The following is a 23,441-nucleotide window of genomic DNA, read 5'->3' on the forward strand; positions in this document are numbered from 1 at the left end:
ATTGCAACAACGACTGCCGGTAACCCGACAGTCCCAGCGACCGTACCCACGACGCCCGCCGATTGCGAACCCGCCCCCCAGGTCAGCGCATGATTCCGCGGCTCCGCGGAGGGACGCGGGAGAGTTTCGCGCGCTGCTCACCGAGGGTACGCCGACACCGCCGTGACCTCGCCGAACCCGCACCGACCTGGGACTTTGGTGCAATGTCCGGAATTTGCGTGGAGGTAGCGACCCCCGGGGCGCGGTGGATACCGACCGACACCCGCGCGACCTGCAATTTTCTCGAAAATCTCGGCGTGTCCAACCAAGACCTCCGGCGTGTCGCGGAATTTTTCCCGATTGTGAACTTCGTACCCGGCCCTGGAAAAAGTCGTGCCCGAGCGCGGAGAGATCCGCGCTCGGGCAGCGAGAGGGGCCGTACCGGGTGGTTCAGCCGAGGAAGGCGAAGGCATCCTGCAGCTCGCTCAGGCGGGTGCGGAGCGCCTGCGGGGACGGCCCGGCGCGCAGCAGCTCCCGGGAGACCGCGGGGACCACAGCGGGCAGTACGGCGGCGGGCAGCAGCGCGCGCACCGACTCCGGGCCGCCGCCCTGGGCACCGATGCCCGGCATCAGGATCGGGCCGTTCAGCGCGCCCAGCTCGGGCGCCCGCGCGAGCGTCGCGCCGACGACGACGCCGACCGACCCCGCCGCGGCGCCTGCGTTGCGCGCCGCCGCCTCGTCCACCATGGCCTGCGCGACAACCCGCTCCCCCGCCAGCGCCTGCTGCACCTGCGGCCCCTCCGGGTTCGAGGTGGCGGCGAGCACGAACACGCCGCGGCCGTTCGCCGCGGCGAGCTCCAGGGCCGGCTCCAGCGAGCCGAAGCCGAGGTAGGGCGAGACGGTCACCGCGTCGCTGCCGAGCGGGCCGTCGGCCAGCCAGGCGTGCGCGTAGGCGGCCATGGTGGAGCCGATGTCGCCGCGCTTGGCGTCGGCGAGCACCAGCGTGCCCGCGGCCCTGAGCTCGGCCATGGCGCGCTCGAGCACCGCGAGCCCGGCCGAACCGTAGGTCTCGAAGAAGGCCACCTGCGGCTTCACCAGCGCGACGTTCCCGCGGTACACCTCGACGCAGATCTCGGCGAAGGCGGCGAGCCCGGCCGGGTCCGCCGTCAGCCCCCACTCCCGGAGCAGCCCCGGATGCGGGTCGATGCCCGCGCAGACCGGCCCGCACTCGCGCTTGGCCTGCCGGAGCCGCTCGCCGAACGGCGTCATCCGCGCAGCACCGAGTGCAACTCTTGCAGCGAGCGCACCCCGATCCCGCCGTTGATCACGGCCTCGATGCCCTGCACCGCCGCGGCGGCGCCCTGCACGGTGGTGATGCACGGGATGTTCACCCCGACCGCCGCGCTGCGGATCTCGTAGCCGTCGACCCTCGGCCCCGAGTTGCCGTACGGGGTGTTGAACACCATGTCGACCTCGCCGTCCCGGATCAGGTCGACGATGGACGGGCCGTCCGCCGCGGTGGCGTCGTCCGAGTGCTTGCGCACCCGATCGCAGGGAATCCCGTTGCGGCGCAGCATCTCCGCGGTGCCCTCGGTGGCGAGGATGCGGAATTTCAGGTCGTGCAGCCGCTTCACCGGAAAGACCATGGCCCGCTTGTCCCGGTTGGCGATGGAGACGAAGACCGTGCCCGCGGTCGGCAGCGAGCCGTAGGCGGCGGCCTGGCTCTTGGCGAAGGCGGTGCCGAAGTCGGCGTCGATCCCCATCACCTCGCCGGTGGACTTCATCTCCGGCGAGAGCAGCGAGTCCACCCCGGTGCCGTCGGCGCGGCGGAACCGGTTGAACGGGAGCACCGCCTCCTTCACCGCGACCGGCGCGTCCAGCGAGACGTGCCCGCCGTCGCCGTCCGGTGGCAGCATGCCCTCCTTGCGCAGCCCGGCGATCGTGGCGCCCATGGCGATCCTGGCCGCCGCCTTGGCCAGCGGCACCGCGGTGGCCTTGGAGACGAAGGGCACCGTGCGGCTGGCGCGCGGGTTGGCCTCCAGCACGTAGAGCACGTCGTCCTTGAGCGCGTACTGCACGTTCAGCAGCCCGCGCACCCCGATGCCCGTGGCCAGCGCGATCGTCGAGCGGCGCACGGCCTCGATGTCGCTGCGGCCGAGCGTGATCGGCGGCAGCGCGCAGGCCGAGTCGCCGGAGTGGATACCGGCCTCCTCGATGTGCTCCATGACGCCGCCGAGGTAGACCTCCTCGCCGTCGCAGAGCGCGTCCACGTCGATCTCGATGGCGTCTTCGAGGAAGCGGTCGACCAGCACCGGGTGGTCCGGGTTCAGCTCGGTGGCGCGGGAGATGTACCCCTCCAGCGCGTGCTCGTCGTAGACGATCTCCATGCCGCGCCCGCCGAGCACGTAGGAGGGGCGGACCAGCACCGGGTAGCCGATCCCGGCCGCGATCCGTTTGGCCTGCTCGACGGTGGTGGCGGTGCCGTACTTGGGCGCGGGCAGCCCGGCCGCGACCAGCACGTCGCCGAACTCGCCGCGGTCCTCGGCCAGGTCGATGGCGGCGGCGCTGGTGCCGACCACCGGGACCCCCGCGTCGGTGAGGCGCTGCGCCAGCCCGAGCGGGGTCTGCCCGCCGAGCTGCACGATCACCCCGGCCACGGTGCCGGAGGCGGCCTCGGAGGCGTACACCTCGAGCACGTCCTCGAAGGTGAGCGGCTCGAAGTAGAGCCGGTCGGCGGTGTCGTAGTCGGTGGAGACGGTCTCCGGGTTGCAGTTGACCATCACCGTCTCGTACCCGGCGGCCGAGAGCGTCTGCGCGGCGTGCACGCAGGAGTAGTCGAACTCGATGCCCTGACCGATCCGGTTCGGGCCGGAGCCGAGGATGATGACCTTCTCCCGCTCGCGCTGCGGCGCCACCTCGGACTCCGCCGCGGGGTCGAGCTCGTAGGTGGAGTAGTGGTACGGCGTCTTCGCCTCGAACTCGGCGGCGCAGGTGTCGACGGTCTTGAAGACCGGGCGCACGCCGAGCCGGTGCCGCAGCACCCGGACGCCGGTCTCGCCGGCCAGCTCGGGGCGCAGCGCGGCCAGCTGGCCGTCGGAGAGGCCGTAGTGCTTGGCCCGGCGCAGCAGCGGCTCGTCCAGCACCGGGGCGTCGAGCAGTTCGGCGCGCAGCTCGACCAGCCCGGCCACCTCGGCGACGAACCACGGGTCGATCCCCGAGGCCTCGGCCACCTCCTCGATGCCCGCGCCGAACCGCAGCGCCCGCTCGACCTGGTAGATCCGGCCCTCGGTCGGCACCCGCAGGTCGGCCAGGATCTCCTCGACCGCGAAGCGGTCCCGATCCGACTGTGTCGCGGCTCCGTTTTCTTCGCCCGCCGGGGCCCAGCGGCCGTCGCCGGTGGTCCAGAAGCCGGCGGCCTTGGTCTCCAGCGAGCGCAGCACCTTGCCGAGCGCCTCGCTGAAGTTACGGCCGAGCGACATGGCCTCGCCCACCGACTTCATCGTGGTGGTGAGCGTCGGATCGGCGCCGGGGAACTTCTCGAAGGCGAAGCGCGGCGCCTTGACCACCACGTAGTCCAGCGTCGGCTCGAAGCAGGCCGGGGTCTCGCCGGTGATGTCGTTGACGATCTCGTCCAGGGTGTAGCCGATGGCCAGCTTGGCGGCGATCTTGGCGATCGGGAATCCGGTCGCCTTGGAGGCCAGCGCCGAGGACCGGGAGACCCGCGGGTTCATCTCGATCACGATGAGCCTGCCGTCGGCCGGGTTCACCGCGAACTGGATATTGCAGCCGCCGGTGTCGACGCCGACCTCGCGCAGGATGGCGATGCCGAGGTCGCGCAGCCTCTGGTACTCGCGGTCGGTGAGCGTCATGGCCGGGGCGACGGTCATCGAATCGCCGGTGTGCACGCCCATCGGGTCGACGTTCTCGATCGAGCAGACCACGACGACGTTGTCCCTGCCGTCGCGCATGAGCTCGAGCTCGAACTCCTTCCAGCCGAGGATGGACTCCTCGATCAGGACGTTCGCGGTGGGCGAGGCGGCGAGCCCGCCGCCGGCGATGCGGTCCAGGTCGGCGTGGTCGTAGGCCATGCCGGAGCCGAGCCCGCCCATGGTGAACGACGGCCGGACCACGACCGGGAAGCCCAGCTCGGCAACGGTGTCGCGGACCTCGTCCATGGTGAAGCAGACCCGGGAGCGGGCGCTCTCGCCGCCGACCTTCGCGACGATGTCCTTGAACTTCTGCCGGTCCTCACCGCGCTGGATGGCCTCGAAGTCGGCGCCGATCAGCTCGACCTCGTACTTCTCCAGCACCCCGCGCTCGTGCAGCGCGACCGCGGTGTTCAGCGCGGTCTGCCCGCCGAGGGTGGCCAGGATGGCGTCCGGGCGCTCCTTGGCGATGACCTTCTCGACGAACTCCGCGGTGATCGGCTCCACGTAGGTGGCGTCGGCGAACTCGGGGTCGGTCATGATGGTCGCCGGGTTGGAGTTCACCAGCGACACGCGCAGCCCCTCGGCGCGTAGCACCCGGCACGCCTGGGTGCCGGAGTAGTCGAACTCGCAGGCCTGGCCGATGACGATCGGGCCGGAGCCGATGACCAGGATGTGGCGCAGATCCTCGCGACGAGGCATATCAGGCTCCTTCCAGCAGACCGGAGAACCGATCGAAGAGATACGCGGCGTCGTGCGGGCCGGCTGCGGCCTCCGGGTGGTACTGCACCGAGAACGCGCGGCCGTTCACCAGCCGGACGCCTTCGACCGCGCCGTCGTTGGCGCAGACGTGGCTGACCTCGGCGCGGCCGAACGGGGTGTCGAACTGCTCGCCGCGCTCCCCCTCCAGCGCGAAGCCGTGGTTCTGCGCGGTGATCGAGACGCGCCCGGTCTCGTGCTCGAGCACCGGGATGTTGATGCCGCGGTGGCCGAACTTCATCTTGTAGGTGCCGCGGCCGAGGGCCCGGCCGAGGATCTGGTTGCCGAAGCAGATGCCGAAGAGCGGGAGCCCGCGCTCCAGCACGCCCCGCGTGAGCGCGACCGCGCCGTCCTGGGTGGCCGGGTCGCCGGGGCCGTTGGAGAGGAAGACCCCGTCCGGGCTCAGCTCCAGGATGCGCTCCAGCGAGGTGGTCGCCGGGACCACGTGCACCCGGATGCCGCGCTCGGCGAACATCCGCGGGGTGTTGGTCTTGATGCCGAGGTCGACCGCGACCACGGTGTGCTTGTGCCCGCCGACCGGCTCGATGGTGTAGACCGCGTCGGTGCTGACCTCGCCGGCCAGGTCGGCGCCGAGCATGGAGCCCTGGCCGGTGACCCTGGCCACCAGCTCGTCGGTGTCGGCCAGCGCGGGGCCGGAGAAGATGCCCGCCTTCATCGAGCCGCGGGTGCGCAGGTGCCTGACCAGCGCGCGGGTGTCGATGCCCGCGATGCCGACCACGTCCTGCTTCTCCAGCTCGTCCGGGAGCGTGGTGGTGGCGCGCCAGTTGGAGGCGCGGCGCGCCGGGTCGCGCACGGCGTAGCCGGCGACCCAGATCTTCCCGGACTCGTCGTCCTCGTCGTTCCAGCCGGTGTTGCCGATCTGCGGGGCGGTCGCCACCACGATCTGGCGGTGGTAGCTGGGGTCGGTGAGGGTCTCCTGGTACCCGGTCATGGCGGTGCAGAAGACCGCCTCGCCGAGCGTCTGGCCGACGGCGCCGTAGGCGGTGCCGCGGAAAATCCGGCCGTCCTCCAGCACCAGCGCCGCTTGCTGTCCTGTCATCCCTCGTCGTCTCCTGTCGTCGGCCGGGACGGGGCTGCCGTCCAGGCCGGATACACGGTCTTGTCGTCGCCGCGGAACCCGGTGTCGATCTCGGTGCCGGTCGGCAGCGTCCAGCGCACCACCAGCACACCGCCCTCGGTCATCACCTTGCCCGCGTGGCCGCGCTCGGTGCGCACCACGCTGATCGATTCCTGCGGCATCCAGATCGCGGGCGCGCCCGAGCGCTCCAGCAGGATGCCGTGCTCGAAGCGGGTGAGCTCGGCGGTGGCGCGGAAGCCGAGATCGCCGACGGCGATCCGGTCCTGCCAGCTGGGTGCGATGGTGCTGCCCAGGTAGAGCCCGGTGGTCGGCTCCAGCAGCTGGGCGCCGAGCTCGGCCGGGACCGGGGGCAGCTCGCCGATCCGCTCGGCCTGCCGCTTCGCCCGGTTCTGCCAGCCGCGGTACATGAGGTACAGGCCGATCAGAAAGAAGATCAGGCACGCGACGACCCAGAGTATGCGTTCCATCAGAACCCTCCCGCTCGCACCGCGACCGCACCGTCGCGGGCGGTGATCCTGCCGCGCAGCACCGTTGCCGTGACCCGCGCGCGGAACGTCATCTCCTCGAAGGGGGTGTTCTGCGCGATGCTGGCGAGTTCCCTGCCGCGCACGGTCCACTCGGCGTCCGGGTCGACCAGGGTCAGGTTGGCCGGCTCGCCGACGGCGATCGGGCGGCCCTGGTCGTCCAGCCCGACGATCCGGGCCGGGTTCTCGCTCAGCACCCGCGCCACCCCGCGCCAGTCCAGCAGCCCGGGGGCCACCATGGTCTGCGCGACGATGGCGAGCGCGGTCTCCAGCCCGAGCATGCCGGGGCGGGCGGCCGCGAACTCGCAGCACTTGTCCTGCTCGGCGTGCGGCGCGTGGTCGGTGGCCACGCAGTCGATGACGCCGTCGGCGAGCGCCTGCCGCAGCGCGGCCGCGTCCGACGCCTCGCGCAGCGGCGGGTTCACCTTGTTCACCGCGTCGTAGGTCGCCAGCCGGGAGTCGTCGAGCAGCAGGTGGTGCGGGGTGACCTCGGCGGTGATCGCGATGCCCTGCGCCTTGGCCCATTTCAGCAGCTCGACGGTGCCGGCGGTGGAGGCGTGGCAGATGTGTACGCGGGCGCCGGCGTCCCTGGCGAGCAGGGCGTCGCGCGCGACGATCGACTCCTCGGCGGCGCGCGGCCAGCCGGCCAGGCCGAGCCGGGCCGCGTTCGGCCCCTCGTGCGCGACCGCGCCGACGGTGAGCCGCGGCTCCTCCGCGTGCTGGGCGATGAGCACGCCGAGCGAGTGCGCGTACTCCAGCGCGCGGCGCATGATCAGCGGGTCGGCGACGCAGTTGCCGTCGTCGGAGAAGACCCGGACCCCGGCCTCGCCCGCTGCCATGGTGCCCATCTCGGCGAGCCGCTCGCCCCGCAGCCCGACCGTGACCGCGCCGACCGGGTGCACGTCGACCAGCCCGACCTCGCGGCCGCGCCGGAAGACGTGGTCGGTGACGACCACCGAGTCGGCCACCGGATCGGTGTTGGCCATGGCGAAGACCGCCGTGTAGCCGCCGAGCGCCGCCGCGGCGGAGCCGGTCTCGATGGTCTCGGTGTCCTCGCGGCCGGGTTCGCGCAGGTGCGTGTGCAGGTCGACGAAGCCCGGGAGCAGCACCTGGCCCTGCGCGGCGACGATCTCCGCGTCGCCCGCGTCCAGGTCGGCCCCGATCTCCCTGATCTCGCCGTCCACGATCAGCACGTCGACCGGCTCACCCTCGCCGTACGGCCGTGCGCCCCGAATCAGCAGCCCGCTCACACGCCCACCGCCTCGTGGGTTCCGACCAGCAGCCGGAACAGCACCGCCATCCGCATGTGCACTCCGTTCGTCACCTGTTGCAGGATCGCGGCCCGGTTCGAGTCGGCCACCGGCGAGGCGATCTCCATGCCGCGCAGCATGGGCCCCGGGTGCAGCACCGCCGCGGCCTCGTCGAGCAGCGCCATCCGGCGCTCGGAGAGGCCGTACCTGACCGCGTACTCGCGCGCCGACGGGAAGAAGCCGCCGTTCATCCGCTCCGCCTGCACCCGCAGCATGAGCACCGCGTCCGCGCCGGGCAGCTCGGCGTCGAGCGCGTGCGACACGCGCGCGGGCCAGGACTCCACCCCGACCGGGAGCAGCGTGCGCGGCGCGACCAGCACCACCTCGGCGCCGAGCGTGTGCAGCAGCAGCACGTTCGAGCGGGCGACCCGGCTGTGCAGGATGTCGCCGACGATCAGCACCCGCCTGCCCTCGATGTCGCCGAGCCGCTGGCGCAGGGTGAGCGCGTCCAGCAGCGCCTGGGTCGGGTGCTCGTGGGTGCCGTCACCGGCGTTCACCACCGCGGGGCCGCCCTGCCTTCCCTCGGCCACCGCCCAGGCGTCCAGCCAGCGCGCGATCTGGTGCGCGGCGCCGGAGGCCGGATGCCGGACCACCAGCGCGTCCGCGCCCGCCGCGTGCAGCGTCAGCGCGGTGTCGCGCAGCGACTCGCCCTTGGCGACCGAAGAGCTGCTCGCGCTGACGTTGATCACGTCGGCGCTCATCCACTTGCCCGCGACCTCGAAGGAGACCCTGGTGCGGGTGGAGTTCTCGTAGAACACGGTCATCACGGTGCGGCCGCGCAGCGTCGGCAGCTTGCGCACCTCGCGGCCGAGCAGCGCCTGCTCGAAGCGCTCGGCCTCGTCGAGGAGCTCGGTGGCGGCCGCCCGGTCCAGGTCGGCGACCGTCAGCAGGTGTCGCATCAGGCCTCCTCCCCGTGGTGCAGGTGCACGCCGTCGCGGGCGTCGTGTTCGGTGAGCAGCACGGAGATGTCCTCGGAGCGATTGGTCGGCACGTTCTTGCCCACGTAGTCGGCGCGGATCGGCAGCTCCCGGTGGCCGCGGTCGATCAGCACCGCGAGCTGCACGGCGCGCGGGCGGCCGAGATCGCGGAGCCCGTCCAGCGCGGAGCGCACGGTGCGGCCGGAGAAGAGCACGTCGTCGACGAGCACGACCAGCGCGTCGTCGATGCCGCCGTCCGGCACCGAGGTGCGCTCCAGCGGCCGGTGCGGCCGGGAGCGCAGATCGTCGCGGTAGAGCGTGATGTCGAGGGAGCCGAGCGCGGGGCGGACGCCGCTGAACTCCTCGATCCGATCGGTGAGCCGGGCCGCGAGCGTGGTGCCGCGGGTCGGGATGCCGATCAGGACGACGCGCGGCGCGTCCGGCTCGCCGGAATCCAGCGCGGTCTTCTCGATGATCTGGTGCGCCATGCGGGCGACGGTGCGCCCCACATCGGCGGCCGAGAGCAGCTCGCGAGCGCCCGCGAGCCGATCGGCGGAGTGCCGCTCGGAGGTGTCGTCGGGCACGGCCATGCCGACCTCCTTCCCCGCCTCACCGGACGGTCCGTTAAAGGATGTCTTACCGAGCAAGGAGCCTAGCAGCGCCGCGAAGGTGCCCTTCACCAGCGGTATCGCGATGTGAGGTCGGCCACGCCGTCGACCGGTCTAGCACAGGTGTTCGAATAGCTGTAGAGTCGCCGGCATGCACCCCCTGCAGGGCTCGCTCTTCGACCAGTCGCCCGCGGCCGGGCTCGGTGAGCTGTCCGCGCTGGAACGCACCGAGCTGGGGCAGGGCGCCTGGGTCGACCTGCTGCCCGGCTGGCTCACCGGCGCCACCGCGCTCTACGACCGGCTGGCGGCCGAGGTGCCGTGGCGGGCCGAGCGCCGCCCGATGTACGACCGGGTGGTCGACGTGCCGCGGCTGCTCTGCTTCTACGGCGAGCAGGCCCCCGTGCCCGACCCGATCCTCGCGACCGCGCGGGAGGAGCTCTCCGCGCATTACGGCCCCGAGCTCGGCGAACCGTTCCGCACCGCCGGGCTCTGCTGGTACCGCGACGGCAGCGACAGCGTCGCCTGGCACGGCGACACCATCGGCCGCGGCGCCACGCACGACACCATGGTCGCCATCGTCTCGCTCGGCGCGCCGCGGGCCCTGCTGCTGCGCCCGCGCGGCGGCGGCGCGAGCCTGCGCTACCACCTCGGCCACGGCGACCTGCTGGTGATGGGCGGCTCCTGCCAGCGCACCTGGGAGCACGCGGTGCCGAAGACCAGACGGCAGGCCGGGCCGCGGATCAGCGTGCAGTTCCGGCCGCGCGGGGTGCGCTGACCGGCGCTCGCTCGGCCGCGGCAGGCCCGCCGGGATAGATTGCTCGCATGGGCACACCGGAGGCGGCGATACTCGCCGTGATGCCGCTGCACACCATCAGCGAGGTCTACGGCGAGGACGGCCTCCGCGGCCGGCTGCTCGGCGAGGTGGCCGAGCTACCCGGGCGGGAGCGCGTCCTCGCCGCGCTCGACCTCGCCGCCGAGTTGCACCGCGACGACAGCTACGGCCGCGAGCCCTACCTGAGCCACCTGCTGCGGGTGGCGATCCGGATCGTCAGCCACTACGAGGTGCGCGACGCCGACCCGGTGATCGCCGGGCTACTGCACGACTCGGTCGAGGATCATGCTCCCGAACTGGCTGCGCTGCACGGGGATTCGAGCACCGATGCGCGCACCGCCGCGCTAGCGGTGCTCGCCGAGCGGTTCGGCGCGCGGGTCGCGGAGATCGTCGCCGCGGTCACCAATTCGGAGCGCGACCCGGCGGACCCGGCCGACGTCGCCGAGCGGCACCGCCGCTACCGCGCGCACATCACGGCCAGCCTGGACGGCTCCCCCTGGGGCCGGGTGGTGAAGCTCTCCGACTTCACCGACAACGGGGTCGGCATCCTCTACGCCACGGGCCCGATCATGCCCCGGCTCGCCCGCAAGTACGCCCCGCTCACCGACGTCTACCGGGAGCTGGTCCGGCGCGCCGACACCCCGCTCGCCGAGCACGTCAAGGAGCACATCCTCGGCCAGCTCGACCTCGCCGACGAGCGGTTCGCCGCCATCCTCGCCGACGAACCGAGCTGACCCCCGCCCCGCGCGAGCGGCGGGCGGCCGCTCCCGGCGCGGCGCTCGGCTCAGCGGCGCAGCACGAAGAAGTACGGCTCTGCCAGGTCGCGCATGTCCATGATGCCGAGCAGGGTGTGCTCGTCGACCCGCCGGAAGTGGTCGATGATCGGCAGGTGGTCGTAGACCATGGCGACGCTCACCGCGCCGCGGTACTCGATGTCGCGCAGCCGCGCGGTGTACTTGCGGGTGCGCAGCGCGATCCCGAGCACCGGGAGGGCCTTGTTGATCAGCCGGACCCCAGCGAGCGGCACCTTGTCGGTGAGGGTCAGCGGAACGCGGCGCGGGTCGACCGGGAAGACGGCGCCGGTGGAGTCGGCGAAGAGCAGCGGGTGTACCTGCTCGGGGCCGTCGAACTGCTTGCCGTACCAGCCGGAGGCCACGAGCACACCGGCGAACGGGTGCCCGGTGTCGAGCTCCTCGCCCTGCCAGCGCCCCAGCGTGACCTCGTCGGTGCGGGCGGCGGGCAGGCCGTCGAACAGCGCCCAGGCCTGCTCGGGGGTGGCGCCGGACTGCTGCAGCAGCGCCAGCTCGGCCGCTGCGGTGGCAGCGCTGTCGATCGCGACCATGTCGGTGTTCTCTCCTCGTGTCGGGGCCCGTGCAACGATCAGAGTATCTGTCTCTCAGGGTATCGGTCAGAGCGGCTCGTCCGGCGCCAGCCTGCGGATCTCCGGGAGCTGCGCGTCCAGCTCCCCGGTCTCGAACCGGGTGGTGCCGACGACGTGCCAGAACTGCCCGGCCGTGTCGCCGGAGACCTTGTATCTGCCGTCCGGCGCCAGCGCGGCCCAGCCCTCGGGCAGGCCGAGCAGCGCCGCCCTGATCCGCGGCTCCGCGATGTCGGCGAGGTCCCAGAGCAGCACGGTGCCGTCGTCGCCACCACCGGCCAGCAGCTTCCCGGCGGGGTCGAAGGTCACCGACCAGACGCGGCGGCGATGCCCCTCGAGCGTGTGCAGATGCCTGCCGGTGGCGATGTCCCAGAGCCGAACCACCAGGTCGTCGCCCGCGGTGGCGAGCAGCCCGGTGACCGGGTCGGCGGCGGCGGTCCAGAGCCGGTCGCTGTGCCTGGTCAGCTCGTGCCGGAGCGCACCGGTGCCGAGGTCCCAGATCCGCGCGGTGGTGTCCCAGGAGGCGCTGATCACCGCGGCACCGTGGAAGGCGACGGCGTACACCCGGTCGGTGTGGCCGCGCAGGGTGCGCACCAGCTCGCCGGAGCGCACGTCCCACACCCGGACCAGCGAGTCGTCGCAGCCGGTCGCCATGAGCGTCCCGGTGGCGTCGAAGGCGATCGACCGCACCCGGCCGCGGTGCTCCCGGCACACCAGGTACTGGGCGCCGGTGGTGCGCCGCCAGAGCACGACGGTGTCGTCGTCGTTGGCGGTCGCCAGCAGCGTGCCGGTCGGGTCGAAGGCGCTGGCCCAGATCGGCGCGGCGTCGACGCCGAGGTGCCGCTCGTAGAGCCCGGTGCCCAGGTCGAGCAGGCTGAGCCTGCCGTCGTTGCCGACGGTGGCCAGGGTCTGCGGGCGGCCGGGCACGAATGCCGCCGACTCGTAGGTGACCAGCCGGTCCTCGCTGCCGACGAGCCTGCGCCCCGAGCCTCCGGTCACCGGGTCCCAGAGCCGGACGCTGCCGTCGTTGCCGCAGGCGGCGAGCATGCTGCTGTCGGCGTTGAAGGCGACGGTGCGGATGCTGCGGCCGTGCCCGGCGAGGGTGTGCCTGCAGTGCCCGGTGCCCGGGTCCCACAGCCGGGTGGTGAACTGGTCGTCGGTGACGGCCAGCTGGCCGCCACCGGGCCGGAAGGCGAAGGGCCAGACCGACCCGGTGTGCGCGGTGAGCCGGTGCCTGGTGACGGCGGTGTCGGCATCGCGCACGCAGACGACGCCCGCGCTGTCGGCGGAGGCGAGCAGGTCACCGGCCTGGTCGAAGGCGACCCAGTAGAGCGCGGCGGCGTGGTCGGCGGCGGTGTGCGCGAGCTCGCCGGTCACGGTGTCCCAGAGCCGGATCATGCCGTCGGTGTCGCCGGAGGCGAGCAGCGGCCGGGCCGGGTGGAAGGCCAGGGTGTAGACGGCGCCGGTGTGCCCCGGCAGGTCGTGTAGTCCGGTCGCGGGATTCCACAGCGCCAGTGCGCCGCGGGCGCCGCCCACGGCGAGCACGGTGCCGGTGGGGTCGAAGGCGAGCCGGTACACGGCGCCGGTCGCCGCGGTGAAGCGGTGCAGCTCGGCGCCGGTCGCGACGTCCCTGACCCGGACCGTGCCGTCCCGGTATCCGGCGGCCAGCCGGGTGCCGTGCACAGCCAGGGTGTAGATCAGCTCGCCCGCCCCCGCGGGTTCGGTCTCGTGCCGCAGCTCACCGTCCGGCAGCGACCAGATCCGCAGCACGCCGTCCGCGTCGCCGGTGGCGAGTACCCCGTCGCCCGCCACCACCGGCCAGGCCCACTCGCGGTGGCCGCGCAGGATGTTCCTACTCTCCCCCGTGCCCGGGTCCCAGAGCCCGACATTGCCGTCCCCGGAGCCGCTGATCAGCAGCGATCCCGCGTAGAGCACGGCGAAGGTGCGGGCCCGGTGCCCCTGCAGGGTGCGCAGCGGGCGGCCGGTGTCGGCGTCGTAGAGGTGCACGCCACCGTCGTCGCTGCCGATGGCGATGGTGCCGCCGTCCGGGCTGTAGGCGATCGGCTGCGGCAGCCTGCCGTGCCTGGCGTGGAAGCCGTGCCGGACGCCGAGCGCGGCGGGCGCGAACTCGGTGATCGCCCGGCCGCCCGGCAGCACCGCCGCGCCGAGCCGATCCAGCCCGTCCGGGGCGCCGGTCACCGCGAGCAGCGCGGCGCGCAGCCAGTGCGCGCGGTCGGTGCGCGCGCCGGTCAGGTCGGTGCGGGTGAGCCGGGAGCGGCTCAGATCGGCTCCGGTGAGGTCGGCTCCGGTGAGGTCGGCCTCGTCCAGCCGCGCCCCGACCAGCCCGGCATCGCGCAGCACCGCGCCGCGCAGGTCGGTGCCGACCAGCCGGGCGCCGGTCAGATCGGCGCCGGTGAGATCCACCTCGCGCAGGTCGCGGTAGGAGAGGTCCTCTCCGGCGAGCACGGCACCGCGCAGGTCGGCCGAGCGCGAGCTGCGCAGCCGGGTGGTCACCCGGATGGCGTTGGTGCGCAACACCTCGTCGGCGTCCGGCTCGGCGAGCACCAGCTCGGCCCATTCGCGCAGCGAGCGCGGGTCGGTGAGGTCGCAGAGGAAGTCCACCGAGAGCGGGGAGAGCAGCGCCTGTGCCAGCTGCGGCGGAGTGCGGTCGCCGCCGCGGAACCGGTCCGCGATGTGATCCGCCACCAGCCACTCCGCCACCGAGGCGTGGATGAAGCCGAAGAGGTCTTCGTCGGTGCGCACCAGCAGGCTGCCGGAGCCGATGGCGTGCGCCGACTGCGGAATGGAGAGCCGCTGCGGCCCGACCAGCTCCACCAGCTCCCGCGCGACGTCGGTGAGCTCGGCGCGGCGCAGGCACGGCTCGCCGGTCTCCCAGACCCGCAGCGCGAACGCCGTGATCGCCTGCCACATCTCGGTCACCCGCAGCCCCGGCTGGGCCCCCGGGCCGCCGCCTGCCCGATCCGCCTCGTAGGACAGCCAGAATTCGAGGATCTCCCGGTACAACCCCGCCGCGCCGACCGCCTGCCGCGCCCCCGCCGCCGCACGCAGCCTGCGGTCGTCGAGATCGGCGATGAAACTGAGCATGCGCGGGTTGCGGGCCAGCCCGAGCAGCTCCTCGATCCCGGTGAGCAGCCGCATCCTCGCCTCGGCGCGCGCGGTGTCGCCGCCGTACCGGTTGGCGAGGAAGGCCTGGATCTGCGGCGGGCCGAACTCCTCGATGCCGAGGATACGCCGCTCCCGCAGCGCCCCGACCCGCTCGCCGAGCGCGGTCAGCACCTGCGCCCGCGAGGCGAAGTGCTGGGTACGCGCCGCGACGACGATCTTGGCCTTGCCCTCGGCCGCGCGCAGCAGCGTCTCCAGGTGATCGGCGGCGAACTCGTAGCTGATCCTGTTCACCAGCTCGTCGAAGCCGTCGAAGAGCAGGACAACCCGGCCCTCGGCGAGCATGTAGCGCAGCGCCTTCAGGTCGATCCGGTCCTCGCCGTGGTTGGCCAGGTGCGCGGCGACGAGGGCATCCACCGAGTGCGTCTTGTCCAGGTGCCGCAGCTCGACCAGGATCGGCACCAGCGCGGGCATGGTCTCGGTGATCCGGCGCGCCAGCTCGCGCAGCGCGAAGGTCTTGCCGCGCCCGAAATCGCCGAGGACGAGCACGAACCGGCCCTGGTCCGCGGCGACCACCCGGAGCAGCTCGGCGACGAGGTCGTCCTCGATCCGCTGGTCGCCGTGGTCGAGCACGCGGAACCGCTGCGGCACGTACAGCTCCGGCGGGTAGCGCTGGTCGGTGCGCAGCCGGGCCGCCTGCCCCGCCAGGTAGTCGTCCAGGTCGAGCAGCCCCTGGAACTCGCTGAAGCTGCGCACCCGCAGCCCGTACCCGGCGGCCTCCTCGCGCAGCGAGCGCGGCGGCGGCGCGCCGCGGTACACCAGCTCGGAGCCGAATCCGGGCTCGTGCGCGAGCACCGCGTCGACCACATCGCGGGTCACCTCGCCGACGTGCACCGCGACCCGCGACTGCACGGTCACCCCGTCCGCGTCCCTGGTGATCAGCAGGTGCGGCGGTACCGCCGCGACCCGGCGCACGGTGGCGCCCTGGTGCCTGGCCTCGACCACCTCGGCCACCCTGGCCAGCAGCCGATGGTGCGGGTCGAGCGCCGGGTCGTCGGCGGTGGGGTCCGGCGCCGCCGGGAGCGCGGGGGTGTCGGCGGCCGCGGTGAGCGCCGCCGCGGCCCCGGTGAACTCGACCGGGACCAGCGCCGCGGGCTCGGTGGCGCCGGCGGGGTAGCGGGCGACGCCGTCGGCGGTGATGTGCAGGATCTCCGCGGCGCCGGGTGCGGCGGCGGGCAGCACCGGGAGCACGCCGTCCAGCCGGTCGGCGAGCACCCCGCCCGGGCCGGGGCCGTGCAGCAGCAGGTTGAGCCGGTTGCCGAGCAGCCTGCTCAGCACCGGCACGTCGTGCAGCAGCGCGGGGTCGCGCGGGTCGCCGCCGGGGCCGGGCAGCGGGTCGTGCCGCACCAGCCCGATCCGCAGCCAGCCGTCGTTCTCGAAGGCGCGCAACCGCTCGGCGAACCACGCCGCCTGCACCTCGCCGAGCAGGCCGTGGTCGTCCTCGGGCAGGTGGGTGGCGGCCATGGTGGAGTCCAGCCCGGCCACCACCACCCGCAGCGCCGGGATCGGGAACAGCGTCCACGGCTGCCCCACGTCGAAGACCAGGTGCTCCAGCCCCTGGTACAGCTCGCCGAAGAGCCGGGTGAACTGCTCCAGCTTCGGGAAGTAGGGCGGCTGCGGGGTGCGGTCGCGGGCCTCGCAGTTCAGGAAGTAGGCGTGGCAGGCGGCCTTGGAGACGTCGTGGTTGCCCGGCACCACCGCGATCCGGTCCGGCTCGAGGCCGAGCAGCACCCGCAGCCCGGTGAGGAAGGCGAGCGCCTCGTCCGCCTCCTTGGGTTTGCCGGACTCGGTGAGATCGCCGGAGACCACGAGCAACTCCGGCGCGGGCACCCCCGCGTCCACCGCGTGCGTGACGTTCGCCCAGATCCGGGACTGCAGGTCCCGCGCGGTGCCCGGTTCGTTGCCGAGCAGGCCGCGGCCGAAGCGCGGGCCCGCGATGTGCAGCACGCTCACGCCGGGCTGCCGCGGAGCGCTGCCCGGCGAGCCGGGGAAGCCGGGCTCGGCCACCGGGACGTGCCGGTTGGCGCGCTCGGCGGCCGCCGCCGCGGCCCGCTCGAGCTCGGGGAAGTGCCGGTCGTCGTAGCGCCCGACCGGGAACCCGGGCGCGGCGGCGGGCTTGTTCCGCCCGGCCAGCACCTGCCGCACCCGGTCGAAGAGCACCGCGCGGGCCCGCTCGGCATCGGTGACGCCGAGCAGGTCGATCCAGGTCAGCGTGGCGAGCAGCCCCTCGGGCGCGCACTCGCCGATCCGGACCGGGATGAGTTTGCCCGGGTCGGTGCGCATGGCGGCCTGCCACTCCATGGTTCCGTACCGGGAGGCCAGGTAGTGCTCCGAGAGCAGCGCCAGCATCACCGACGAATCCCGCACGCCGCGGTCCATGAAGTCGATGAAGTTGGTGCCCGGCACGAAGTCCCAGGCCTGGATGAGCGTGCTGTATCCGGCCGTCTCCAGCTGCCAGGCCAGCCAGGTCGCCCAGCGTTCGTCGGCCGGTGAATAGCTGACGAAGAAGTCCCGTGCCCGCCCCTGATCCGCCACACCCGACAGTATGGCCCACCCGATGGACATGTCCCGCAGGCGATTACTGCCATGATGGGGTCGTGCCCGAGCCGGTCGACACCCCCTCGCCACGCCGCACCTCCACGCTGGATCGCCTGCGGATCGGGCTGCTGGTGGCCGGCCTGCTCTGCGTCGCCACCGGGCTGCTCCCGCGCGACGAGGCGGTGGCGAACATGCGCCGGATCGGCCCGTTGCTGCTCTTCCTCGGCAGCGTCATCGTGCTGGCCGAGCTGACCAGGCGGGCCAAGGTCTTCGACGTCATCGCGCACCGGCTCGCCATCGCGGGCCGCGGCCGCTATCCCGCGCTCTTCGCGCTCTGCGTGGCGTTCGCGGCAGGCACCACGATCCTGCTGAACCTGGACACCACCGCGGTGCTGCTCACCCCGGTCATGCTGGCGCTGGCCGGCCCGGCCCGGATTCCACCGCTGCCGCTGGCGATGACCACGCTCTGGCTGGCCAATACCGCCAGCCTGCTGCTCCCGGTGTCGAACCTCACCAACCTGCTCGCCGCCGAGCGGATCGACCTGAGCGCCACCGAGTTCGCCGCCGCCATGGCGCTGCCGCAGCTGGCCTCGATCGCGGCGACGGCGCTCTGCCTGTGGTGGTTCTACTGGCGGCGGGCACACCGCGACGCCGACACCTACCTGCCGCCGGAGCCGGTCCGGCTCGACGGCCCGCGCGACCGCGCCCTGCTCGTCGCAACCTCCGCCGCGTGCCTGCTCTTCGTCGCGGCGATCCCGCTGCTCGGCGAGCGGATCGGGGTCGCGGCGGTGCTGGCCGCGGCGCTGGCGGTGGCCGCCTTCGCGGTCGTTGACCGCGCCGCGCTGCGCTGGTCGCTGCTGCCGTGGCGGCTGCTGGTCTTCGTGGTGGGGCTGTTTCTCGTGGTGCCGACGCTGAGCCGGCTCGGCCTCGGCGAGCTGATGGGCGCGCTGATCGGCGCCGATCCCGGTGCGGCAGGCGCCTTCCGGGCCGCGGCGGCCGGTGCCGGGCTGTCCAATGTCGCCAACAACCTGCCCGCCTACACCGCGGGCGAGGCGGTGGTGCCGGTGGAGAACCGGACCCAGCTGCTCGCGCTGCTGATCGGCACCAACGTGGCCCCGATCGTGACGCCGTGGGGTTCGCTGGCCACGCTGCTGTGCCTGGAGTTCTGCCGGGCGCACGGGGTCTCGGTGCCGATGCGCCGGTTCGTGCTCACCGGGCTGGTGCTGGCGGTGCTCGCCACCGTCGGCGCCGTCACCGCCCTGGTACTGACCGCCTGACGGCCCGGGCACGGACGCGGGCCTCGGCCTCGGCCGCCGGGCTGTTCAGCCGGGCAACCCGCTCACCCGCACCCCGGCCGCGGACTCCACCAGCCGGGCCAGCGCGGGCAGCACCTCGGGGCGGGCCGCGACGAAATCGATGGCGCCCCCGGCCGGGGTGATGTGCTCGGTGAGCGGAGCGCCGTCGAAGCCGACGATCCGCACCCCGGCCTCGCGCGCGATGAGCGTCCCCGCGGGCAGATCGATGTGGCCCGCCCCGTAGCCGACGAAGCCATCGATGTCCCCGCGGCTCAGCATGATCCAGCAGAGCAGCGGCGACCAGAGCTGAATCAGCCTGCGGGCACCGGCCTCCAGCGTGAGCCGCAGCGCCCGCGCGGCGGGATCGGTGCGCCGGATCGGGTACCCCTGCAACCAGGCCAGCACCGGGCCGGAGCCGGTCGCCGGAGCGGAGCCGCAGCGCAGCCTGCCGTCCGGACCGCGCGCCCCGCGCCCCCGGATCGCCGACCAGGTGTGGCCCGCCACCGGTTCGTGCACGACGCCGAGCACCGGGGTCCCGCGGTGGCAGAGCGCGACGCCGACGGTGCAGACCGGCAGCCCGATCGCGATGTTGTTGGTGCCGTCCAGCGGGTCGACCACCCAGGTCCAGTCGTCGTCGAAGCCCTCGAGCACCCCGGATTCCTCGGCCAGCACCCGGTGGCCGGGGAAGGCACCGCGGATGCGGTCCAGGATGATCCGCTCGGCCCGCAGGTCCAGCTCGGTCACCAGATCGCCACCCGCGTCCTTGACGCTGATCCCGAGCGCGCCGTGCAACCCGCCGCGGATCACCGCGCCCGCCTCCTCGGCGGCCGCGATCGCCACCCCGGCGGCGGCTTGCGCGACCGTGCTCACCGTCGGCGCGGCGAAGCCGCCCGCCCGGATCAGGCCGGGGGCGGTCGCCGCCTCACGTGTTCGCATGGGTCTGCCTCCGCTCGCCCGGCCGAGTCCGCTCGACCGTCGCACCAGTGTCATTCATCGGGCCTCCGGTCGCTGGGGGCGTCGTCGCGCAGCCGGGCCAGAACGAGTCCGGCCACCCGACGGGTCTCCTCGGGGGTGCACACGGTCCGGTGCACCCGGTGGTCGTGGACGTGCGGCGGGGCGAGCGACAGATCCGGCCTGCCGTGCCGATCCCGGCCGAGCGCGACCGTGGCGGCCTCGCCGCCCACCTCCGATACATGGAATACACCGTGCGGCAGGTCGTACACGTCGCCGCGCCGGAAGAACTCCCGCGACCTGCGGCGATACGAAACCATGCGGTTCGTGCCGCGCACCTGGTCACCGTCGCGTCCGCTGTGGATTTCGTAGAGCCGGTGGGTCGGCGCGACACCGCCCGCGTCGATCTCCATCACTTCGTTGCCGACCTCGCCGTAGAGCACCGTGCTCACCAGGTCCCAGCTGTGCGCGTGGATCGCCGACGTGGTCGAGGAGGAGCACACCCCCTCGGTCCACACGTGCAGGCAGACCCCGTGCCCGGCCTCCCGGAACACCGGGAAGCAGACGAAGCCGAGCGGGTGCCGCACCGCGTGCGCGGGCCGGTTGCCGGTGAGCACCGCGGCCAGGTAGCCGGCGGCCCAGGTCCGCACGGCGTGCGGGCGGCCGCCGTCCAGCAGCCGCTGCAGCCGGCGGTAGTCGGAATCGGGGTGCGGGGCGATGCGCTTCATGCGGGGCTCACGGGGTCAGCTGGTGTCGATCAGTAGGGGTTCCTCGGCTGCAGGGCGCGGCGCACGATGTCGGCGACATCGCGGTCGGTGAAAGTGGCGGGCAGCGGCAGCGCGAGCGCGTCGAAGAGCCTGCGCACCTGGTCCACCGAGGGCTCGTCGGCCAGCGGCACGGTGTCGGCACGGCTCAGCTCCACCTCCCTGGCCTGCTTGAAGCTGGCCACCAGCTCGCGGCTCAGGTCGCGGTAGTAGGGCTTGTCCCGCTCGAACATGAGCGCGGGCGAGTTGGTGCTCTCCTGGGTGACGATGACGCAGCTGGAGGAGAGATCCCAGCGGAACGTCGACATCACCTTCGACAGCCCGACCCCGATGGTGAGGAAGGTGAAGCGCTGCCGGTACCAACAGGCCGCGAGTACGGTGGCGAAGGCCTCGCGCCTGGTGCGGTCGGTGGTCCATGCCTCGCCGGTGCGGTCACCCTCCGGGGTGAGCGAGGTGCGGAACTGGGCGTAGGTCTTGCAGAGCTGCTCGTCGGCGGGATCGAGGATCTCCAGCTGCATGCGCAGCGGCCGCTGCTCGCGCCTGGCGTTCTCCACGCAGGAGCGCAGCGTGACGGCGCGGATGTAGGTTCCGGTGCCGCCCTTGAAGATCCACTGCTCGGTGCCGCCGCGGGCCAGCGTGTGCGCGTGCCCGATGGCTGAGCCGTACAGCAGCTGCACCGACGACGCGTCCCTGACCGCCTGCGCGGACAGGTGCCGGTCGCGCAGCAGCGTGCCCGCGAGCAGGCCGAGCACCAGCAGCACGACGGCGTTGACGTTGTCCACGTCGATCAGATCCAGCACCGCCAGCATGCCGACGATGAACGCGAGAACCAGCGCCACGAGCCCATCGATGTTGTTGCGCAGCCACGCCAGCGCGCGCGTCATCGGAACTCCCCTCCACGTGTGCGTCCAGCATACGGGCGGGGTGTGAGCGGCAGGACCGAACCGGGACCGATTGCCTCGCAGGGGGGTTCAGGGGTGAACGAAGAACCGCGACCGCCCCCTCAGCGGCAGACCCGCCGCGGCGCCGGAGCCCGGCGCCGGGCGCGGTCAGTTCGCGGCGTCGCCACCGCGCGGGCCGCGGGTGGCCGCCGCGGCGGCACGCACCTGCTCCGCCACCAGCACCACCTTGCCGAGCACGCCGTTCACGAAGCCGGGCGAGTCGTCGGTGGAGAGCTCCTTGGCCAGTTCGACGGCCTCGTCCACGGCGACCACCGGCGGCACATCCGGTGCGTGGAACAGCTCCCACACCGCGATCCGCAGGATGGCCCGGTCCACCGCGGGCAGCCGGGAGAGCGCCCAGTCCTGGAGGTAGGACTCGATGGTGTTGTCCACCCGGTCGAGGTCGTCGGCGACGCCGTCGACCAGGGTCCGGGTGTAGGGGTGGACCGGCGCGACCGTCTGGTCCCGCCCGGCCAGGTCGACCCGCTCGTCGGCGAGCACGGCCGGGTCCACATCACGGGCCTCGGCCTCGAAGAGCAGGTCCACTGCCCGACGCCGGGCCTTGTGCCGGGCGCCGAGCTTCTTGTACGCGGGCTTCTTGTCCGCGGGCTGATCCGCCACGTCTCGGGTCGCCGGGGGCGTCAGGCGTTGACCCGGCCGAGGTAGCTGCCGTCGCGCGAGTCGATACGCAGCTTGTCGCCGGTGTTGATGAACAGGGGCACCTGCACCTCGGCGTCGGTCTCCAGGGTGGCGGGCTTGGTACCGCCGGTGGAGCGATCGCCCTGCAGGCCGATGTCGGTGTGCTTCACCACGAGCTCGACGGTGACCGGGAGCTCGACGAAGAGCGCCTCACCCTCGTGCGTGGCGACCTGCACCTGCATGTTCTCCAGCAGGAAGCGGGCGCCGGGGCCGACGGTGGACTCCCCGATCGAGAGCTGATCGTAGGTCTCGCCGTCCATGAAGATGTAGTCCGAGCCGTCGTGGTAGAGGTAGGTCATGTCCCGCCGGTCGACCGTGGCGGTCTCCACCTTGACGCCCGCGTTGAAGGTCTTGTCGACCACCTTGCCGGACAGCACGTTCTTCAGCTTGGTGCGCACGAAGGCGGGGCCCTTGCCCGGCTTGACGTGCTGGAACTCGGTGATCTGCTGAAGTTGACCGTCGATCTTCAGCACCAGGCCGTTCTTGAAGTCACTGGTGTCCGCCACTGTGCTCGGGTCTCCTCGTTGTCTGCGTATGGGGGTTCGCGGCGACCGGGTCAGCCGACCTCGGTCAGGTCCTTGCCGGTGCGGGTGAGCAGTTCCGGGCCCCCTTCGCGCACCACGAGCGTGTCCTCGATCCGGACTCCGCCGCGGCCGGGAAAGTACACACCTGGTTCGACGGTCACCGCCACGCCGGACAAGAGTGTACCGGTTGCCGTTTTCGCGATGCCCGGCGCTTCGTGGATGCGCAGCCCGACCCCGTGCCCGAGGCCGTGCACGAAGAACTCGCCGTGTCCGGCCGCCTCGATCACCTCGCGCGCGGCGGCGTCCACGTCACCGGTCCTCGCGCCGGGGCGCAGCGCCTCCCGGCCCGCCCGCTGCGACTCGCGCACGAGCTCGTAGATCTCGCGCTGCCACTCGGCGGCGGGGCCGAGGACGAAGGTCCTGGTCATGTCGGAGTGATAGCCGTCCACGATCGCGCCGAAGTCGATCTTCACGAAGTCACCGGCGGCGAGCACCGCGGCGGTGGGCCGGTGGTGCGGCACCGCGGAGTTGGCGCCCGCGGCGACGATGGTCTCGAAGGCGACCCCGGCGGCGCCGTGCTCGAACATCGCCCACTCCAGATCCCTGGCCACCTCGCGCTCGGTGCGGCCGGGGCGCAGCCCGCCGCGTTCGAGCAGGGTGGCGAGGCCGGCGTCGCCCGCGGCGCAGGCGGCGGCGAGCCGATCCACCTCGTAGTCGTCCTTGACCATCCGCAGCTGCTCGACCAGCCCGGGCACCGCCACCAGCTCCAGCCCGGCGCGCTGCTCCGACAGCGCGCGGTGCTGGTCGACCGTCATCACGTGGCTCTCGTAGCCGATCCGGCCCAGCTGCCACTCCCCCGCCAGCGCCACGACCCGCGGCGCGCAGGCGCGGGCGATCTCGGCGCGCAGATCGGGGACCTGCTCCGCGACCTGGCTGCGGTACCGGCCGTCGGTGCAGAGCACCGTACGCTCCTCGGAATCCCTGGTGTCCCACGAGTGCACGAGGAGCACCGCATTGGAGCCGGTGAAGCCGCTGAGATAGCGGATGTTCACCAGGTCGGTGACGAGCAGGGCGTCGACGCCGTTCTCCACCAGCAGGCCGCGCAGCGCGGCGCGGCGTCCGGCGTGATCGGGAACGAGCGGGGCACCGGTGGGCGACCCGGGGGGCAGTGGCGCTGGATCATCGGGCATGGGGTCGAAACTACTCCGCCCGGG

The 23,441-nt window shown here is 73.0% G+C and carries 18 protein-coding genes; 3 read left to right on the forward strand and 15 right to left on the reverse strand.

Annotated elements, in window-relative coordinates; translation table 11 throughout:
- Nucleotides 1–429: 429 nt before the first annotated feature.
- Genes pyrF through pyrR form a run of 7 tightly spaced genes read right to left on the reverse strand, consistent with a single transcriptional unit; the run spans nucleotide 430 to nucleotide 9,104 of the window.
- A complete protein-coding gene (pyrF, locus tag ACFO0B_RS13255; protein WP_378612698.1) occupies nucleotides 430–1,248 on the reverse strand; it encodes an orotidine-5'-phosphate decarboxylase in 819 nt (272 codons plus the stop codon).
- Nucleotides 1,245–4,607 (reverse strand): carbamoyl-phosphate synthase large subunit, encoded by a 3,363-nt coding sequence (gene carB / locus ACFO0B_RS13260; protein ID WP_378612699.1) that lies wholly within the window; start codon nucleotides 4,605–4,607, stop codon nucleotides 1,245–1,247. Before carB ends, pyrF begins: the two co-directional genes overlap by 4 nt.
- 1 nt (nucleotide 4,608) lies before the next feature.
- Nucleotides 4,609–5,724, reverse strand: coding sequence for a glutamine-hydrolyzing carbamoyl-phosphate synthase small subunit (carA, locus tag ACFO0B_RS13265; RefSeq protein ID WP_378612700.1), 1,116 nt, complete (start codon nucleotides 5,722–5,724; stop codon nucleotides 4,609–4,611).
- Entirely contained in the window at nucleotides 5,721–6,230 is a 510-nt protein-coding gene (locus ACFO0B_RS13270; RefSeq protein ID WP_378612701.1) for a PH-like domain-containing protein, read from the reverse strand. The genes carA and ACFO0B_RS13270 overlap by 4 nt, the downstream gene beginning before the upstream one ends.
- Nucleotides 6,230–7,537 carry a dihydroorotase gene (locus ACFO0B_RS13275; RefSeq protein WP_378612702.1) on the reverse strand — a complete coding sequence of 436 codons (1,308 nt, stop codon included), beginning with the start codon at nucleotides 7,535–7,537 and terminating at the stop codon, nucleotides 6,230–6,232. Before ACFO0B_RS13275 ends, ACFO0B_RS13270 begins: the two co-directional genes overlap by 1 nt.
- Complete coding sequence (locus ACFO0B_RS13280; protein WP_378612703.1) at nucleotides 7,534–8,496, reverse strand: aspartate carbamoyltransferase catalytic subunit; 963 nt, start codon at nucleotides 8,494–8,496, stop codon at nucleotides 7,534–7,536. Before ACFO0B_RS13280 ends, ACFO0B_RS13275 begins: the two co-directional genes overlap by 4 nt.
- Complete coding sequence (gene pyrR / locus ACFO0B_RS13285) at nucleotides 8,496–9,104, reverse strand: bifunctional pyr operon transcriptional regulator/uracil phosphoribosyltransferase PyrR (RefSeq protein WP_378612704.1); 609 nt, start codon at nucleotides 9,102–9,104, stop codon at nucleotides 8,496–8,498. The genes ACFO0B_RS13280 and pyrR overlap by 1 nt, the downstream gene beginning before the upstream one ends.
- A gap of 169 nt (nucleotides 9,105–9,273) precedes the next feature.
- On the opposite strand from pyrR, the gene ACFO0B_RS13290 reads away from it, so the two are divergent.
- Nucleotides 9,274–9,897 (forward strand): alpha-ketoglutarate-dependent dioxygenase AlkB, encoded by a 624-nt coding sequence (locus tag ACFO0B_RS13290; protein ID WP_378612705.1) that lies wholly within the window; start codon nucleotides 9,274–9,276, stop codon nucleotides 9,895–9,897.
- Between the two features lie 47 nt (nucleotides 9,898–9,944).
- Nucleotides 9,945–10,688, forward strand: coding sequence for an HD domain-containing protein (locus ACFO0B_RS13295; RefSeq protein WP_378612706.1), 744 nt, complete (start codon nucleotides 9,945–9,947; stop codon nucleotides 10,686–10,688).
- Between the two features lie 50 nt (nucleotides 10,689–10,738).
- Here the strand turns inward: ACFO0B_RS13295 and ACFO0B_RS13300 are convergent, their stop codons facing one another.
- Entirely contained in the window at nucleotides 10,739–11,296 is a 558-nt protein-coding gene (locus ACFO0B_RS13300) for a DUF4334 domain-containing protein (RefSeq protein WP_378612707.1), read from the reverse strand.
- Between the two features lie 66 nt (nucleotides 11,297–11,362).
- Complete coding sequence (locus ACFO0B_RS13305; protein WP_378612708.1) at nucleotides 11,363–17,050, reverse strand: TIR domain-containing protein; 5,688 nt, start codon at nucleotides 17,048–17,050, stop codon at nucleotides 11,363–11,365.
- Between the two features lie 62 nt (nucleotides 17,051–17,112).
- On the opposite strand from ACFO0B_RS13305, the gene ACFO0B_RS13310 reads away from it, so the two are divergent.
- Nucleotides 17,113–18,330, forward strand: coding sequence for an ArsB/NhaD family transporter (locus ACFO0B_RS13310; protein WP_378612709.1), 1,218 nt, complete (start codon nucleotides 17,113–17,115; stop codon nucleotides 18,328–18,330).
- A gap of 45 nt (nucleotides 18,331–18,375) precedes the next feature.
- On the opposite strand, the gene ACFO0B_RS13315 is transcribed toward ACFO0B_RS13310, so the two are convergent.
- The 6 genes from ACFO0B_RS13315 to ACFO0B_RS13340 form a co-directional block, all read right to left on the reverse strand.
- Nucleotides 18,376–19,284, reverse strand: a complete 909-nt coding sequence (locus ACFO0B_RS13315; RefSeq protein ID WP_378612710.1) for an inositol monophosphatase family protein — start codon at nucleotides 19,282–19,284, stop codon at nucleotides 18,376–18,378.
- A 50-nt stretch (nucleotides 19,285–19,334) separates the two neighbouring features.
- Nucleotides 19,335–20,027 carry a hypothetical protein gene (locus tag ACFO0B_RS13320; protein ID WP_378612711.1) on the reverse strand — a complete coding sequence of 231 codons (693 nt, stop codon included), beginning with the start codon at nucleotides 20,025–20,027 and terminating at the stop codon, nucleotides 19,335–19,337.
- Between the two features lie 29 nt (nucleotides 20,028–20,056).
- On the reverse strand, nucleotides 20,057–20,947 hold the full coding sequence (locus ACFO0B_RS13325; protein ID WP_378612712.1) for a hypothetical protein: 891 nt from the start codon (nucleotides 20,945–20,947) through the stop codon (nucleotides 20,057–20,059).
- A gap of 165 nt (nucleotides 20,948–21,112) precedes the next feature.
- Nucleotides 21,113–21,625: a transcription antitermination factor NusB gene (gene nusB / locus ACFO0B_RS13330; protein ID WP_378612713.1), complete on the reverse strand. Its 513-nt coding sequence runs from the start codon at nucleotides 21,623–21,625 to the stop codon at nucleotides 21,113–21,115.
- A 20-nt stretch (nucleotides 21,626–21,645) separates the two neighbouring features.
- Nucleotides 21,646–22,209, reverse strand: a complete 564-nt coding sequence (efp, locus tag ACFO0B_RS13335) for an elongation factor P (RefSeq protein WP_378612714.1) — start codon at nucleotides 22,207–22,209, stop codon at nucleotides 21,646–21,648.
- Between the two features lie 50 nt (nucleotides 22,210–22,259).
- On the reverse strand, nucleotides 22,260–23,417 hold the full coding sequence (locus ACFO0B_RS13340) for a M24 family metallopeptidase (protein WP_378612715.1): 1,158 nt from the start codon (nucleotides 23,415–23,417) through the stop codon (nucleotides 22,260–22,262).
- Between the last annotated feature and the right edge of the window lie 24 nt (nucleotides 23,418–23,441).

This window comes from Nocardia jiangsuensis (assembly GCF_042650385.1).
GTDB classification, from domain to species: Bacteria; Actinomycetota; Actinomycetes; order Mycobacteriales; family Mycobacteriaceae; genus Nocardia; species Nocardia jiangsuensis.

Coding starts and splice junctions, on each gene's coding strand:
- carB (WP_378612699.1), bottom strand. CDS start 4,607: ATGCCTCGTCGCGAGGATCTGCGCCACATCCTGGTCATCGGCTCCGGC.
- ACFO0B_RS13325 (WP_378612712.1), bottom strand. CDS start 20,947: ATGACGCGCGCGCTGGCGTGGCTGCGCAACAACATCGATGGGCTCGTG.
- pyrF (WP_378612698.1), bottom strand. CDS start 1,248: ATGACGCCGTTCGGCGAGCGGCTCCGGCAGGCCAAGCGCGAGTGCGGG.
- ACFO0B_RS13290 (WP_378612705.1), top strand. CDS start 9,274: ATGCACCCCCTGCAGGGCTCGCTCTTCGACCAGTCGCCCGCGGCCGGG.
- ACFO0B_RS13320 (WP_378612711.1), bottom strand. CDS start 20,027: ATGAAGCGCATCGCCCCGCACCCCGATTCCGACTACCGCCGGCTGCAG.
- ACFO0B_RS13280 (WP_378612703.1), bottom strand. CDS start 8,496: ATGCGACACCTGCTGACGGTCGCCGACCTGGACCGGGCGGCCGCCACC.
- ACFO0B_RS13340 (WP_378612715.1), bottom strand. CDS start 23,417: ATGCCCGATGATCCAGCGCCACTGCCCCCCGGGTCGCCCACCGGTGCC.
- ACFO0B_RS13300 (WP_378612707.1), bottom strand. CDS start 11,296: ATGGTCGCGATCGACAGCGCTGCCACCGCAGCGGCCGAGCTGGCGCTG.
- carA (WP_378612700.1), bottom strand. CDS start 5,724: ATGACAGGACAGCAAGCGGCGCTGGTGCTGGAGGACGGCCGGATTTTC.
- pyrR (WP_378612704.1), bottom strand. CDS start 9,104: ATGGCCGTGCCCGACGACACCTCCGAGCGGCACTCCGCCGATCGGCTC.
- ACFO0B_RS13270 (WP_378612701.1), bottom strand. CDS start 6,230: ATGGAACGCATACTCTGGGTCGTCGCGTGCCTGATCTTCTTTCTGATC.
- ACFO0B_RS13315 (WP_378612710.1), bottom strand. CDS start 19,284: ATGCGAACACGTGAGGCGGCGACCGCCCCCGGCCTGATCCGGGCGGGC.
- ACFO0B_RS13295 (WP_378612706.1), top strand. CDS start 9,945: ATGGGCACACCGGAGGCGGCGATACTCGCCGTGATGCCGCTGCACACC.